The following is a 14,910-nucleotide window of genomic DNA, read 5'->3' on the forward strand; positions in this document are numbered from 1 at the left end:
GAGTAAATCGGTTGAATTCAGTCGACTTAAAAGACATGCAGGTAGCGCAGCTGGATACCGTTGAACTTGGCACCGTTCTCGACCGAGGTGTCGCTCCGGTACTGGACCAGGAAATTGTCCGTCGCGGTCGCCCAGTAACCCAGGCTCGCAATGGCGGTGGTCGTGTCGGTGCGATTGCCGTCATTGACACCTCGGGTCTTGGTTTCGCCACCGGTGTACTTGTAGGCACCAATCGAGGCTTCCAGACCAGGTTTGATCGCATAGGTCAGATGGGTTTGCAGCGAGTACAGCGCTTTCTGCTCAAGGCTGCCGCCGCCGGCGATGTCGTCGTTCTTCCCGAAGAACTGGACGTCGCCGACCAGATCCCAGGAGATCTTTTCGGTCAGGCCGGTTGTGAAACCGGGCTGCAGAACGAAGGTGTAGCGGTTGCCCCCCGGGTTGATGGCGGCGTTTTTGTCGTATTTGCCGAGGGGAACCTGGATGCGCGGCGTGATCGCAAAGTGGGTTCGGGTTTTCGCGTTGCTGTAGAGCCATACCGGGAAGACGAAGGTCGGATCGCCAATGCCCGAACCACTGACATTCGCCCCACCCGGGGTCGATACCTCGAGGTGGCTGACCGGAACAACGATCTTGGTACCCACGACGTAGCCGGCAACATCATGGAACTTCACATAGGTGCCAACGCCGTAGTTCAGATCGATCGAATTACTAGCGACCTGACTACCCTTGGAATACTGCTTGTCTGATTGCCAGTTGCCGTAATAGAGGCCCAGTACGCCAATCCCTGCCTTCGGAGCGACGTAATCGAGCGGATCGGTATCAATGGCGTATGCCGGCGCCTGAATCAACGCTGCTGCCGCAAGCGCCAGTGCCGGAAGTGTCTTTATCGGATGCTTCAAGAAATCCCCCAAGTTCAAAAAAATGGCCCATGCAATGCACCGTAACGGTGCGTGCTGTGGAGCGAACTTTAGGGGGCCGAGTCAAACCGACAAACGAATTTTCCTTGATAAGCTTATCTGTACATATGCGTATACTTGCATATGTAAAATAATGTTGCCGGCATTGGCGTACGGCCGGTAACTCGGCTGGTGAAAAAACCCTAGGTAGAGGTTTGGCGCAATTCCAGAAGACTCTTGCAACGCAGAATTTCGCAGGCGAATGCTTCCGGGGAATGGTCTTGGTGGCAGCCAACATGGCATCGACAAAAGGGCCGCCGTCGCGATTCAAGGTGTAATACACGCGCTTCCCTTCGCGACAAGCTTTGACGAGATGTGCATTCTTGAGCTGGGACAGATGCCTGGATGCGTTGTAGTGCGAAGCGCCCAAGACCACCATCGCTTCGGCGACACAGATACGCTCGTCGATATGCGCCAGCAACCAGAAGACGCGAAGGCGATGAGGATCGGCCAATGCCTTCAGGGGGGCAATATAGTCGTCCATCACGATTCCAGGAGGTGGCCAGGCATCCGGCCATTTTAACCAAGCGAGGGTGAGCGGGCCAGGCGCGCCGAGCCCCTTTGCCGCCCTCCCCTTGTCGACCTGTCGGCTGATAAGGATATGCACATAAAGTCGTTCGGATGACTGGCCGCCTTGAATAGAGTCCAACCAATCAAAAGCACGCAGCAACTCGGCGTCCCTGGCGGCCACTTCAGGGCGCAGCGGCGAATTGCCTGGTTACCATAGACATGAAACCGAAGCTTTCAATCATCATTCCCACCTTCGACGAAGCCGAGCGCAATGCCGGTTGCCTTTCCGCCTTGCCTCCGGTGCGCCTGGCGGAAGTCGAAATCATCGTCGCCGACGACGGCAGGGAGGCGACGACCCAGCCGACATCCCCGCTGATTGATCCTTTCATGCACGAAGCACGCGGACCGGGCGGTCGAATGAAAGCCGGTGCCGCAGCGGCGCAAGGGGAGATATTGCTGTTCCTGCGCAGCTTGACGCGCTTGCCGGAGCGGGCGCTGAACGATTTATTTTCTGCGTTCGACTCCGGTGCCCGCTGGGGTCGGTGTGACAGAAATAGCGGCGGCCAGAACTTCCTTCTCAAAGCCATCACGGCACTGATCAGTTTGCGCTGCAGAATTTGCGGAATTGCGCTTGAGGAGCCGGCAATTTTCGTACAACGCGAGGCATTTTTCGCGATCGGTGGCTTTCCCGGGGAGACCTCGACGGCGGACTTATCCACCCCCGCCCCCCTCGGTAGTCTCGGGAAGACCGCTGCTAGTGGAAACAAGAGCGTGTTATTCGGCCGCCGTCGGGGCAAGCACGGTGTTTGGCAGACTATCTACTAGGCCAGAGCAGCCATGTTTCATGGTTCATCACGACTCACGACCACGCCAGAAAAACCCCGCCAGTGCCGGTGAGAGCACGATTGCCGCCAGAAGATTGACGATGAACATGAAGGCGAGCAGCAATCCCATGTCGGCCTGAAACTTCAGATCGGAGAAAACCCAGGCGCCAACACCAACGGCCATGGTCAAGGCGGTGAAGACGGACGCCGTTCCCCGTTGCCGGAGGGCATCGAGCAGTCCGGCCTGCAAGCTTTTCCCCTCTTCGTCCACGGCATGCTTGATGCGCTCGAACAGGTAAATGCCGTAATCGACGCCGACCCCGACGCCGAGGGCGACCACCGGCAGCGTATTGACCTTGAGGCCGATGTCCAGCCAGGCCATGATGGCATTGCAGAAGACGGTCACGATCGCCAGCGGCAGGACGATGCAGACGGTGATCCGGAGCGAGCGGAAGGTCAGCAGGCACAACAGGCTGACCGAACCGAACAGCGCCAGATTCACCCACCAGTCGGCCTCCTTCACCACCTCGTTGGTCGCCGCCATGATGCCGGCGCTGCCGGTGGCAAGACGGAAGCGGATATTGTCGTCGGTGAAGTTGTCGCGGTAGCGCTTGATCTCATCGACCACATGCGTCAGCGTGGTCGCCTGATGGTCCTTGAGGTAGAGCAGGACCTGGGCGGAATGACAGCCGAACAGGGCGAGATCCTTGTCCCTGGCGTTGGCATCGGTCATGTATTGGCCAAGCTGGGCGCGGGTTTCCGGAATGCCGTCCCATTTGATGTTTTCTTCGTTGTTGATGACGTTCAGCGTGCGCACCGAGCCGCCCAGCCCGCGCACCGACTCGACCCCGGCCACCTGCCGCATGGCGAATTCGAAGCGGTCGAGATGATCCACCATCGCGTACTCCAGACAGGGCTCGCGCATGTTCCGGGGTTCGACGATCACCCCCAGCACGTCGACGCCCAGGGAAAAATTCGCGGTGATGAACTCGGCGTCCTGGTTGTAGCGCGCCTCGGGACGCAACTCGGGAATGCCCTTGCCGAGGTCGCCCACCTTCAGGTCCCGGGCGACCAGGGCGGCGCCGAGCAACAGGCCGAGGCCGCAGAGGATGGCCAGCGCTGCCCATTTGCGCTCGACGACGCGGCTCATGATGCGCCACAGGCGGCCGGCTCCGGTCTCGTGCCCGGCGTGGGTTACCCCCCAGTTGCGCCCGGCCTTCATGTACGACAACAGGATGGGCAGCAGCATCTTGTTGGTCGCGATCATGATCGACACCCCGATGGTGGCGGTGAAGACCAGATCCTTGACAATTTTTACCGGGACGAAGGCGATCGCCATGAAGCCCAGCGCATTGGCCAGCAGCGCGACGCTGCCCGGAATGAAGAGCTTGATGAAACAATGGGTGGACGCGCTCTGGCCGTCGGCGCCGGCCATGACTTCCTGCTTCCAGGCGCTGGTCATCTGCACCGCGTGCGACACCCCGATCGCGAAGATCAGGAAAGGCAGCAGGATCGACAAGGGATCGAGGGTCAGCCCGACCAGCGGCATGAGGCCGAGCAGCCAGACCACGGGGATCATCGCGGCGACCAGCGCCCAGGCCGTCAGCATGCCGGAACCGGAGTACCAGTAGAGCAGCAGGGCGGTCACCAGGAAGGTCAGGCCGAAAAAGACCACGATGCTGCCCGTGCCATTGACGATATCGCTGGTCGCCTTCGAGAAGCCGATGATGTGGATATCGACATCGCTGCCCTGCAACCGGGTCCGCAGTTCTTCCAACTTGTTCCCGAAGTGATGGACGTTGAGGCTTTCCCCGGTTTCCGGGTCGGTTTCCATGAGTTCGGCGGAAATCATCGCCGACCTGAAATCGTTGGAAACGATCCGCCCGACCCAATTGGACTTGGTCGTGTTCTCCTTGACCTTCGCCACGGCCCCCGACGATCCATCGTAGTCCGAGGCGACCAGCGGCCCGCCTTCGAAGCCGTTTTCGACCACCTGATAATGAACCACCTTGGGCGAGAAAATCGAGGTCACCGAAGCCCGTTCCACCCCCGGTAGGTAGAAGACGCCCTCGTGCACGGCCCGCAGCCGGGCCAGAAACTCTTTCGAGAAGATATCCCCGTGCTTGCTGCTGACGGCAATCAGCACCCGGTTGCCACCACCCAATTCCTTCTGGTATTCCGTGAAGGTCTTCGTATATTCGTGGCCGAGCGGAATCATCTTGTTGAATTCGGACTTCAAGCCCAGGCGAGCGGCCGAGATGCCCAGCACGAGCGTGGTCAGGATGCCGATGATCAACAGCGGAAAGCGCTTGCTGAAGATCCAGAAAGCCACGGTGCCGATCAGGCCGGCCTGGAAACTGGAGCGGCGGAACGCCACCGTGTCGCTGCTTGTTTTTTGCGGACTCATAGCCATCACTTTTTCAGATTCTTCCACTGCACACGCCGCGCTCCGGCCTCGCCGAACAGCAGCCACTCGTCGCCCGAGGTTTCGACGATGCGCGATACCGTCCGGTGATCCGGGGTGTACCGGGTTTCGACGGACTGGCCGTCGCTGGCTAGCATGGCGAGGACGCCATCCTTGCCGGCCAGCAGCAGGCGACCATCCTTGAGCACGGTTCCGGAAAAGAACGGCGACTTCGTATCGGACTCCAGTTCGCGCCAACTCCGCCCCTGATCGACGGAACAGAGAATCTTGCCGCGCATGCCATAGGCGACGAAAGCACCGTTGGCCAGGGCGCTGACCCCGAACAGCGAGCCGTGATAGGGCGACGGCACGACCTGCCAGGCCGCACCGCGGTCGCCTGAGACGGCGATCAGCCCGGCCTCCCCGACCAGGACCAGGGACTCGTTGCTCGCCGCCATGCCGTAGAAATGCTTGTCGATTTCCGCATCCAGGATGCTGCGTTGCGTCCATGAGCGGCCGCCATCGGCAGATTCAAGGAGACTGGCATAGCCACCGAATGCCAGGATCCGGCCGTCGGCCAGGGTCAGGCTGCCGAGCAGCGCCTCCTTCTGACTGGCCGGCAACGGCGCCTGGCGCCAATGGTTGCCGCCGTCCTCGGAGCGCAGGAGCAGGCCGCTGTGGCCGGTGGCCAGCAGCACGCCGTCCGGCTGCAGCGTCACCGAGGTCAAGGACTTCTCGGTCGCGGTCGGCCGCGCCGACCAGTTTTCCCCCTCGTCGTCGGAAACGAAGACCAGACTGCGCTCGCCGACTGCCGTGATCCGGCGGCCGGCGCGCACGGCATCGAGGATCGCCACCTTGTTGATACTGGCCGTTGCCTTGAGGGCGCGCAGAGCCTCCGCCGCGCTGTCACCGGTGGCGGCCGCCAGCTGCGGCAGATTGAGCGCGACCAGCGCCGACAGGAGCACAACGGAGCGGCGAATTTCCCGCGAAACTCGAGCCGGCGCATTTCCAGCGTAACGATGCATTTGAAATTTCCGAATCAGGTTGAAGAAAAAAACGGGGGCGGGCACGCTGGCGCCCCCGTGGCGAGGCAATGGCGGACTACTTGGTTCCCAGCCGCTTCAAGGCTTCGGCGCTGTGATCTGCCCAGCGGCTCTTGACCCCGAACTTGATCGGCTTCTTTTCCTCGTTGTCCATCCACTCCGCGATATAGGCGCCGCTATTCAGATCGGCGATCGCCCAGGACTGGATGTAGGGAACATTGGCGTTGTAGTACTGCATGGTGTAAACGTCATTGACCCGCCACAGCTGGCCGCGGGAATCGTAGGCATCGTCATGGAGCACGGTCCAGCTGTCCTCGTCGACATACCAGGTACGCTTCGAGTAAATGTGGCGCTGGTTGTCGCGCAAGGTGCCCTCGACCACCCAGACCCGGTGTTTTTCGAAACGCAGGTAGTCCGGATTCGGATGGTTCTTGGTCAGGATCTGCTTGTACTTGAGGGAGCGATCGGCCAGCTTGTAGCTGTTGTAGGGAACGATCATTTCCTTCTTGCCGACCAGCTTGAAGTTATAGGAAACCAGGGAGCCAAAGAAACCGTCGAACTGGTCCGCTGTCCGCAAGCCCTCCAGGGCATCGTCGAAATAGTCGTTGGGGGTTTCCGGCATCTTCCGGACCCGGCGCAGCCCGGCGTTGTAGAAGTAGAAATCGAGGGGGCGGACCAGGGGGTTCGAAAAGCTCTTGGCTACCCCGGCCCGACCTTCGACCTGGGCCGGCGCCGTCTGGAAGAAGATGAACGAACTGACTAGCCCGGCCGGAACGTTTTCCTTGTCGATGAAGTCGGTCGGCTGAGCCCAGACCATGTGCGGCTTGTTGTAATAGAGCACGCTGCCGTCGGCCAGCACCGGCGCCGTCACCAGGTCCCGCTCGACGCCGCCGCCCCGGTAGCGATACAGATGGTTCCACATGACCTGGCGCCCGCTCTTAGGCATCGGGAACGGGATCACCGCGCAGCCGGCGCAGGTGATTTCCTCGTCGGCCAGTTCGGCGACATTGGCACTCTTCTTGATCAGGTCGTAGATGTCCTGGGGATAGGCCGCCGTGCGGTGCGTCGGATAGACGTTCATCTTGAACGTGGCGTATTTCTTGAGCATGGCGTAGTGGCCTTCGGTCAGCTTGTCCTTGTGCTGATCGGCATTGGCCGCGGTAATCGTGAGCACCGGCTTCTCCGCAGCAAACGGATCGACATAGCCCTTGTCGGCATTGAAGCCGGCCGGTGGCGTGGTCAGACCGCCGTTCCAGGCCGGAATGCTGCCGTCGGCATTGCCGGCCTTTTCGGCGCCCAGCGGCGTCAGGTCCTTGCCGATGCGCGCGATTTCATCTGCAGTCATTTTGGCCGACGCCGTTCCCAGCAGCAGCGTCGATGCGACGATGACGGAATGCCCAATCAGCTTGATGTAAGTCTTCATCTCTATTCCTCCTCAGGTGCGTATCAGAACGTGTAGCCCAGGCTGACGCCGTAGAAGGCGCGGTCCCGGCCGTCGTCATAGGTTGCATTGCGGTTGTAGCCGACATAGGAAGCCTCGGCCCAATAGGCCGCCCGCTCGAAGCGCAGCGAGAGGCCCAGCATCCGGCGCTTTTCATTGAGCTGGCCATCGACCGACCAGCCCTTCAGATCGTGCGCGAAATAGATCCCGGGTTTGACTGAGACCCCGATCGGAGTCGTGTAGTTGAGTTGGCCGTAGAGGCGATAGCCGTAGGAATCCGGGGTCGCGTAGCCGTCATTGCTGCATTGGCCGGGCGTCGAAGACGGACAAAGCGGGCCGAGATTCGCGCCGTAGTTGAAAGACCGCCCGTAGCGCACGGCACCCGTCTCGCCCGGATCATCGATATTGGCGTGCTGGTAGGCGAACTCGGCGATGAATACCCCGCCCGTTGCCCCCCACATCGGCGATAGCAGTTTCAGGGTATTGACCAGGAACTGCGACTGGGCGACGCGTTCGTAACCTCTCATATAGGTGCCGTCGGCAGCCGTCGCGAACTTGCTGCCGAGGGGCCCCAGGCCGCTGCCGACGGCGGCGAAGAACATATCTACCGCATTGATCTGGACCGGCTGGTTCGGGCTGTGGCTGAACTCCATGCCCAGGGAAAACCCGCCGGGGATGTTGGTGGCCAGCGTCAGACCATAGCGGCGGACATCCTCGGGATATTCGAACTGGTACTTCAGGAACTGAAGCTGGGCCGGGCCATGGGCGGGGCTCGAGGTATGGGCCGAAAAGATCGGGATGCCCGAATGCAGATTGGTCGCGTACAGCCCGACCTGGGCATCGACCGCTTCGATGTTGTAGTGCGCCGCGAAGCCGTACTGCCCCGAGTCCTTGGCCTTCTGGTTGCTGCCCCGTTGCATGTAACCGACCGAGCCGTCCGGGAAGGCGATGGCCGGGCCGAGGTTGGCGCTGGCGCCGCAACTGTTGTCGACACCGATGTCGGAGGTCGAGAAGTAGGTGCCGCAACCGTCGACCACGAACGGCCTGAACTTCCATTCGTAGAAACCTTCGACGGACAGCGGCAGATCACGCGGCGCCCAGCTGAAATAGGCGGTTTCGACCGGGATCAGGCCTTCCTTGACCTGGGCGCCCGGGCGGCGCAGCGCGGGAATGTCCAACGGACTGGTCTGGTTCAGGCCCTGGAAGAACGTGGATTCGCCCCAGTTCAGAACCTGCTTGCCGACGCGCAGGGTCAGATCCGAATTGCTCAGGCGGAAATTGCCGTAGGCATAGGCATCGAGCAGCGAGACGCCCGAGAACTTGGCCTCATCGACAAAACCTCGATCGCTGAGCGGGCCGCCGGCATACTGGTTCACCGAACTGCCGTGGTGCACCGTATTGGTTTCCCAGTTGTTGTCGTACCAGGCCTTGGCACGGACCAGCGCGCCGTAATTGTCTTTCTTGACCTCGAGGTCGGTGACGAGCTTGACCACGGAAGACACCTGCTCGCCTTTTCGGTAGTTAAGGTTGCCGTCGTCATTGGCCGAAGAGGCGGAAACCCCTCCGTAGGCCGGGCCGATCAGGGCCCGGACCGGATTCTCGGCCCGCCACTGGGAACCGTAGGAAATATTGGTGGTGGAAATGATCTTGGTTCCATCATCCAGCTCGGTCTGAAATCCAAGGGCATGAGCCGAAAACAGGCTTCCGACCAGCCATGGAATCGTCGACCGCGCGTATCGATGGCAACTTGCTTCTGCATCCTTCATCACGAACTCCTCCTTATTGGTTTTGAAACTTCCTGCCGCTTGACTGTCCTGCCTGGTGCTTGCTACCAGCTTGTTGCCGACGCTCCGTATCGAACGTTCGTTCTTTTTATAAGTAAAAAAAAGCGCCTGACGACAGCACCGAACCTATGCCTTCGCCGGCGGCGATTCGTCGGCGATCATTTGCCCGCTGACCGCGCGGCACTGCGCCTGGGCCACCGCCACCACCCGGCCGTCAGCGGCGGTGACCTTGATCTCGTAGGTCGCCGTGCGGCCGGCCCGGGCGCTTTCGCGGGCTTCGGCGACCAGGGTTTCGCCGAGCGCGCCCGGCGTCAGAAAGACGATGTTCAGGGCCTGGGACAGGGCATTCTGGTTATGGGAATTGCAGGCGTAGGCACAGGCGGTGTCGGCCAGCGCGAAAGTGAAGCCGCCGTGGCAGATGTTGTGGCCGTTGATCATCTCGGCCGTGATCGGCATGGCGATCCGCGAATAACCGGGGCGGATTTCGTCCAGCCGCATGCCGAGGCGCTGCCCCACCTTGTCGAGCGAGGACATGAAGCGTCCGACCCGGGTGGCCAGCAGGTCGGGATCGACGGGGTGTTGGCTTAGGTTTGTCATGCGATGTTTTCCTGTGCTGAGTCAGACCGCCAGTACGACGGCGGTCATCGATTTGGTATCGGCGGCCTTGTCGCCACCCATGCAATGGGCCAGGCCGGTCTTGGCCCCGCTCACCTGGCGTTTTCCTGCCCTGCCCTGCAACTGGCGCGTCAGTTCGACAATCTGCTCGACCCCGGTGGCGCCGACCGGATGGCCACGGGACAACAAGCCGCCGGAAACATTGACCGGATGCGCGCCGCCGAGGGCGGCGGCGCCCGATTCGACAAAGCGCCCACCCTCCCCCGGCCGGCACAGGCCCAGGGCTTCGTAATGCATGATCTCGGCGATCGAAAAGGCGTCGTGGCATTCGACGACATCGAGATCCGCGGGGCCGATTCCGGCCTGCTCGTAGGCCAGTCGGGCGCCTTCGTAATCGGTATGCCAGCGCGCCAGATCCTGGGGGTTGGCATAGCTGCCGGTGCGCAGAACCGAGGCCCAGACCCGGACCCGAGCGCCGATGCGGCGGCCGACCTCTTCCGAGCAGAGGATGATCGCCGAAGCGCCATCGGCCATCGGACAGGACTGCAGCCGGGTCAGGGGATCGGCGATCAGCGGCGAGGCCAGGACCTCCTCGACGGTGATCGCCTTGGAGAACTGCGCGATCGGGTTCAAGGCCGAATGCTGGCGGCTCTTGACCGACACCATCGCCATCTGTTCGAGGGTCGTGCCGAACTCGTTCATGTGGCGCCGGGCGCGCAGCGCGAAACTGGCCGGCGTCACCAGGCCGAGCAAGGTATCGATCTCGCTGTTGCCCGAACTGAGCAGCCCGATCTGCGGCACGCACATCTTTTCCGAGCCGATGACCATCGCACAATCCACCTCGCCGGAACGGATCGCCATGGCGGCCAGATAAAAGGCGGTGGACCCCGAGGTGCAGGCATTCTCGACGTTGAACACCGGCATGCCGGTCATGCCGAGGTCGGCATAGATGTTCTGGCCCACGGTCAGGTCGCCGAACAGCTTGCCGGCCAGGGCATTCGAGAACACCCCCATCTCGATGTCGCGGGCCTCCAGCCCGGAATCGCGCAGCGCATTGAGGCCGGCTTCGCAGCCCATCGAGACCACCGAGCGCTCGAAATGTCTGCCGAAGGGAATATTCCCCGTCCCGGCGATCATTACGCCGCGCATGCTGGCTCCTCGCCGGAAGCTGCCCGGCTCAGGCAAAACACCGGGCGCAGGCAAGGCGTCGCCAGGGCATTTTCGCCGAGCTGCATCGACTTCAGGACCAGCCGCGCCCCGACTGCCAGATCGGGAATCGCGGCCGGGTCGAGCAGGGCGAAGACCCGCAAGGGCACGTCGTCGAGATCGACATAACCGACGGCATAGGGTTCCGGCAGGGCGAACGGCGCCCGGGTGCGGACCACGGTGAAACTGTAGAGCCGGCCGTGCTCTCCGAACACCCGCCGTTGCAGCGTGCCGTAGCAGGCCGGACATTGGCCGGCGGCGGGAAAAAAGTAGCGGTCGCAACTGGCGCAATAAGCGCCGACCAGGCCGTGACGCTCCGCATGGTCATCCAGGGCCTGAAAAAGCTCGGGCACGACCGGCGGAAATTTTGACTCCTGCAACCGGGGCGCAGCCGGCATCGCGTGATGGTTCATCAGACGGCCACTCCCTGGCGGGCCGGCGGCGCGCTGCCCACGTCCTGCCGTTCCCGGTCCCAGGTGTCGGCGGTGACCCCCTGCTCCCGGATGACGTATTTCTGGACCTTCTCGGTCGGCGTGCGCGGCAGGCTGGCGACGAAACGGACATAGCGCGGCACCATGAATTTCGCCATTACCTGCTCGCAATGAACGATAAGTTCAGCGGCCGACAACTGGGCGCCCGGTCGCAGGACGACGGTGATCATCACCTCGTCTTCACCGAGCTCCGACTTGACCGGCGTCGCGGCGGCCTCGAGGACCAGCGGATGGCTGGTCACCATGGTCTCGACCTCGTAGGAGCTGATGTTCTCACCGCGGCGGCGGATCGCATCCTTCTTGCGATCGACGAAGTGATAGAAGCCTTCCTCGTCCTGCAGCAGATAGTCGCCGGTATGGAACCACAGCCCCTGCCAGGCTTCGACGGTCTTCTCCGGCATCCGGTAGTACTCGAGCAACGTCGACCAGGGCTTCTTCGGCCGGACCAGCAGCTCACCCGGCACCCCGGTCGCCACCGCCTGTCCCTGGTCGTCGACCAGCTTGACCTCGTAATCCGGATGCGGCTTGCCGCAGGTGCCGGGTTTGCTCGCCCCCGGCCGGCTCATCAGCGGCAGGCCGATCTCGCTCATGCCATAGCCTTCGATCAGCGAAACCCCGAAGCGCGCCTCGAAGGCCTCGTACACTCCAGGCGTGGCCCCGGCGCCGAGCAGCACGCGCAGGGAGTTGGCGCGGTCGTCCGGCTTCGGGTCGGCCTTGAGCAGGATCGAAAGAATGCTGCCGATGTAGTTGAATTCGGTACAGCGGTAGCGGGCGACATCCTCCCAGAACTGGCTGGCCGAGAAACGTTCGGCGAGCACCATGGTGGCGCCGGCATACAGCGCCGGCATGGTCGACAGCAGCTTGGCATTGCCATGGAACAGGGGCAAGGCGTTGTAGAGGCAGTCCTCCGGCCCGTAGCCGGCGATCCCGGAAATGATTTCCGCGGTATGGATGGCGTAGTTCTGCGGCAGCACGGCGCCCTTCGAGGGGCCCGTCGTGCCGGAGGTGAACATGATGCCGAGCGGGTCGTTCCAGAGCACCTCGACCGGCCGGTAGTCCTCGCCCTTGCCCGTAACCTCTTCATAACGATGGAGCTCGATGCCGGGCCAGACGGGCAATTCCCCTTCCGCGCCGAGGACGATCACATGGCGCAGGCTCTCGAGTTCCTTGCGGATGCCTTCGATGCAGGGCAGGAAGCCCTGATCGACAATCAGGACGCTGCACTGCGCCTGGTTCAGCTGATAGGAGAGCAGATAGCCACGATGCGCGGTATTCAACGCGACCTCGATGGCGCCCAGCTTGGAGAGGCCGAACCAGACCGCGAGAAACTCGGCACTGTTGCCCAGCATCACGGCGACCCGGTCGCCCTTGGCGACGCCCGTCTCCTGCAGCCCCTTGGCGACGCCGGAAGCCATCCGGTTGAGCCGCGCATAGCTGAATGACTGCTCCTTGAACCAGAAGAAGACGGCCTCCCCTTGCAGCGTAGCGCGCCGCTCGAGCAGGTGGTGGATGGTTCGCTCGACCGGCGAATGCAGTTGCAGTTGCCCCATGTCCGGTCTCCTCAGGCAGCCTTGGCGAGTTTGGCGGCGGGGTCGGGATAGGCCCCGTAGTAGCGCAGCACCTCGGGCTTGGGCCGCAATGCCGACCAGCTCTCGATGAATTCGGCGTAGGGTTTGCCGACCCGCTTGCGCTCATCACGCGCCGCCTGGCGCAGGGCCTCGGTGCCTGCCTGATCGACGCGCAGCGTTTCCTTGTCGTAGGCCACCTGATAGATGTTGGTGGCCGCCCAGTGGGTCACCAGATTGCGCTTGAGGTCGGCCACCACGCGCTCCGGCTCGCGCTCCAGCACGTCGCCGTAACCGGCCCCGCCGAGCACCGGGACGTACAGCGTGTCGCCCTCGGCGAAGGCCTGGGGCGGCGAACTGACGTGGCCCAGCGTGCGCTGACCGGTTTCGACGGCGGCGTTTTCATAAAGCTCGCCCATGTTGCGTGGGGTGTTCACATTGCCTTCGGCCATCAGCGATTTCATGTTGCTGCCGTGCACCGACTGGACGAACACCGGCGGCGAGGCCCGCCCGCCAAAGATGCCGAGAGTGGCCGGGAAGCGCGTGCCGAAGCCCATGCCGCCGATGGCGACCCAGGGCACGCCATGCACCATCACGCCGTAGCCGACGCCGGAACCGCCGCGGAACTTGCCGTGACCGTAGGAGGTGTTGAAGAAGTTGCGGAACAGGTAGACGAAGGGACGGTCCGCTTCCATCGACTCGATGTCGCCGCAGTCGCTCATCGTGGCGAAGAAGGCGCCGGCCGAATCCACGCCGTCCATGTCCGGCCGGGCGCCGGCGCCGGTGGCGTTGATTTCCGGCGTGATGTCGGCGATCGGTTCGCCCCATTGATTGACGCCGCCGAAGGGCGTCACCGCGAAGCCCGAGTACCAGCAGCCGACCGCCCGCAGCGGGTCGATGGCGTAGAGCATGCGGGCGCCGCACATGAACATGCCCTGGGTGAAGGCGACCTGGGTCGCCGGCGCATAGGAGACCGGCATGTCGCCCTTGGCATTGACGAAGGTGTCTTCCGGGAACTCCCACTCGATCGCTTCGAGCAGGCCGTTGTTGGCCGGCAGGTCATGGAAGAACCAGCCGCAGAAATAGACCATGGCGAGGCCGATGATGCCCTGGAAATAGCTGTTCACCGGCCGGTCGGGAATGGCCGGCGACGAGCCTTCGAAACAGAGCTTGATCTTGTCGCCCTTCTTGATCACCGTCAGGTTGATCTTGAGCAGAGCATCCTCGGGGCCGGTGGTGTCCATGAAGCGCGGCTGGCGATAGACCCCGTCGTTGATCTGCGCAACCTTCTTGCGGGCGGCCTCCCCGGTCACCTGCAGCACCCGGCGCAAGGCGCCGACGTAGAAGTCCGCGCCCTTCTCGGCGATGATTTCCTTGACCCGGCGCTCGGCGATGCGGCAGGCGGCGAGGCGCGCCTTGATGTCGAGCATCATGGTCCGCGGGTCGCGGGTCATGTTCGAGAGCATGGCCAGCAGGTCTTCCTTGAGCACGAAGTTCTCGCCGATCTTGATCGGCGGAACGAGCAGACCTTCGTCATAGCGCGAGCGTGCCCCATTGACCATGCCGCCCGGCTCGGAGCCGCCGCATTCGCCGGTATGGACCGCGGCGCCGATGAAACAGACCAGCTCGCCATCGGCGAAGACGGGGATGGCGAGGCCCATGTCGGCGTTATGCACGCCGCCGTAGAAGGGATCGTTGAAGAAGAAGGAATCCCCTTCCTTGAGGCCGACCGAGGGATCGTCGCGCCAGTGCTTGACGATGTACTTGACCGGCAACTGGGAGAGCACGGCGTGGTGGTAGATGCCGGTGGCGCAGATCGCCAGGTCGCCGCGCGCCGTGTAGATACCGAAGGCCACGTCGCCCCAGCGCATGGCTGTCGAGGCGCCGAGGCGCATGGTGGTTTCCTTGCCTTCCAGGGCGATCATGCTCGCCTTGTGCTGGAAGATTTCGAATTCGAGGCCTTCGATCAGGGCCTGGGCATCCCGTTCCCGGTCGCTCATGGGTTCCGGGCGCAAACGCTGGACGACCTCGAAATCGCGTCCATAGCGGAAAGTAGCTCGTGCATTCATTG

General features: G+C 62.6%; 12 protein-coding genes. 1 reads left to right on the forward strand and 11 read right to left on the reverse strand.

The window, feature by feature from the left end; all coding sequences use genetic code 11:
- Window positions 1-26: 26 nt before the first annotated feature.
- Both NQE15_RS18210 and NQE15_RS18215 read right to left on the reverse strand, forming a co-directional pair.
- Window positions 27-899 carry a transporter gene (locus NQE15_RS18210; RefSeq protein ID WP_265943396.1) on the reverse strand — a complete coding sequence of 291 codons (873 nt, stop codon included), beginning with the start codon at window positions 897-899 and terminating at the stop codon, window positions 27-29.
- Window positions 820-1,626 carry an ArsR/SmtB family transcription factor gene (locus NQE15_RS18215; RefSeq protein ID WP_265943398.1) on the reverse strand — a complete coding sequence of 269 codons (807 nt, stop codon included), beginning with the start codon at window positions 1,624-1,626 and terminating at the stop codon, window positions 820-822. Before NQE15_RS18215 ends, NQE15_RS18210 begins: the two co-directional genes overlap by 80 nt.
- Window positions 1,627-1,685: 59 nt before the next feature.
- On the opposite strand from NQE15_RS18215, the gene NQE15_RS18220 reads away from it, so the two are divergent.
- Window positions 1,686-2,291 (forward strand): glycosyltransferase, encoded by a 606-nt coding sequence (locus NQE15_RS18220; protein WP_265943400.1) that lies wholly within the window; start codon window positions 1,686-1,688, stop codon window positions 2,289-2,291.
- Between the two features lie 27 nt (window positions 2,292-2,318).
- On the opposite strand, the gene NQE15_RS18225 is transcribed toward NQE15_RS18220, so the two are convergent.
- From NQE15_RS18225 to NQE15_RS18265, 9 genes are all read right to left on the reverse strand, one after another.
- Window positions 2,319-4,697, reverse strand: coding sequence for an efflux RND transporter permease subunit (locus tag NQE15_RS18225; RefSeq protein WP_265943402.1), 2,379 nt, complete (start codon window positions 4,695-4,697; stop codon window positions 2,319-2,321).
- Between the two features lie 5 nt (window positions 4,698-4,702).
- Window positions 4,703-5,719 (reverse strand): WD40/YVTN/BNR-like repeat-containing protein, encoded by a 1,017-nt coding sequence (locus tag NQE15_RS18230; protein WP_265943404.1) that lies wholly within the window; start codon window positions 5,717-5,719, stop codon window positions 4,703-4,705.
- Window positions 5,720-5,795: 76 nt separating this feature from the next.
- Complete coding sequence (locus NQE15_RS18235) at window positions 5,796-7,160, reverse strand: DUF1329 domain-containing protein (protein WP_265943407.1); 1,365 nt, start codon at window positions 7,158-7,160, stop codon at window positions 5,796-5,798.
- Window positions 7,161-7,183: 23 nt separating this feature from the next.
- Complete coding sequence (locus tag NQE15_RS18240) at window positions 7,184-8,944, reverse strand: DUF1302 domain-containing protein (protein WP_265943409.1); 1,761 nt, start codon at window positions 8,942-8,944, stop codon at window positions 7,184-7,186.
- 144 nt (window positions 8,945-9,088) lie between these two features.
- Window positions 9,089-9,559: a hydroxyphenylacetyl-CoA thioesterase PaaI gene (paaI, locus tag NQE15_RS18245; RefSeq protein ID WP_265943411.1), complete on the reverse strand. Its 471-nt coding sequence runs from the start codon at window positions 9,557-9,559 to the stop codon at window positions 9,089-9,091.
- A 21-nt stretch (window positions 9,560-9,580) separates the two neighbouring features.
- Window positions 9,581-10,726: a thiolase family protein gene (locus tag NQE15_RS18250; RefSeq protein ID WP_265943413.1), complete on the reverse strand. Its 1,146-nt coding sequence runs from the start codon at window positions 10,724-10,726 to the stop codon at window positions 9,581-9,583.
- The gene (locus NQE15_RS18255; protein WP_265943415.1) at window positions 10,714-11,196 is read right to left on the reverse strand and encodes a Zn-ribbon domain-containing OB-fold protein; all 483 of its coding nucleotides are present in this window, start codon (window positions 11,194-11,196) and stop codon (window positions 10,714-10,716) included. Before NQE15_RS18255 ends, NQE15_RS18250 begins: the two co-directional genes overlap by 13 nt.
- Window positions 11,196-12,824: an AMP-binding protein gene (locus NQE15_RS18260; RefSeq protein ID WP_265943417.1), complete on the reverse strand. Its 1,629-nt coding sequence runs from the start codon at window positions 12,822-12,824 to the stop codon at window positions 11,196-11,198. The genes NQE15_RS18255 and NQE15_RS18260 overlap by 1 nt, the downstream gene beginning before the upstream one ends.
- Window positions 12,825-12,835: 11 nt before the next feature.
- On the reverse strand, window positions 12,836-14,908 hold the full coding sequence (locus NQE15_RS18265) for a hydantoinase B/oxoprolinase family protein (protein ID WP_265943419.1): 2,073 nt from the start codon (window positions 14,906-14,908) through the stop codon (window positions 12,836-12,838).
- Window positions 14,909-14,910: the final 2 nt, after the last annotated feature.

Source organism: Dechloromonas sp. A34 (assembly GCF_026261605.1).
Taxonomy (GTDB): Bacteria; Pseudomonadota; Gammaproteobacteria; order Burkholderiales; family Rhodocyclaceae; genus Azonexus.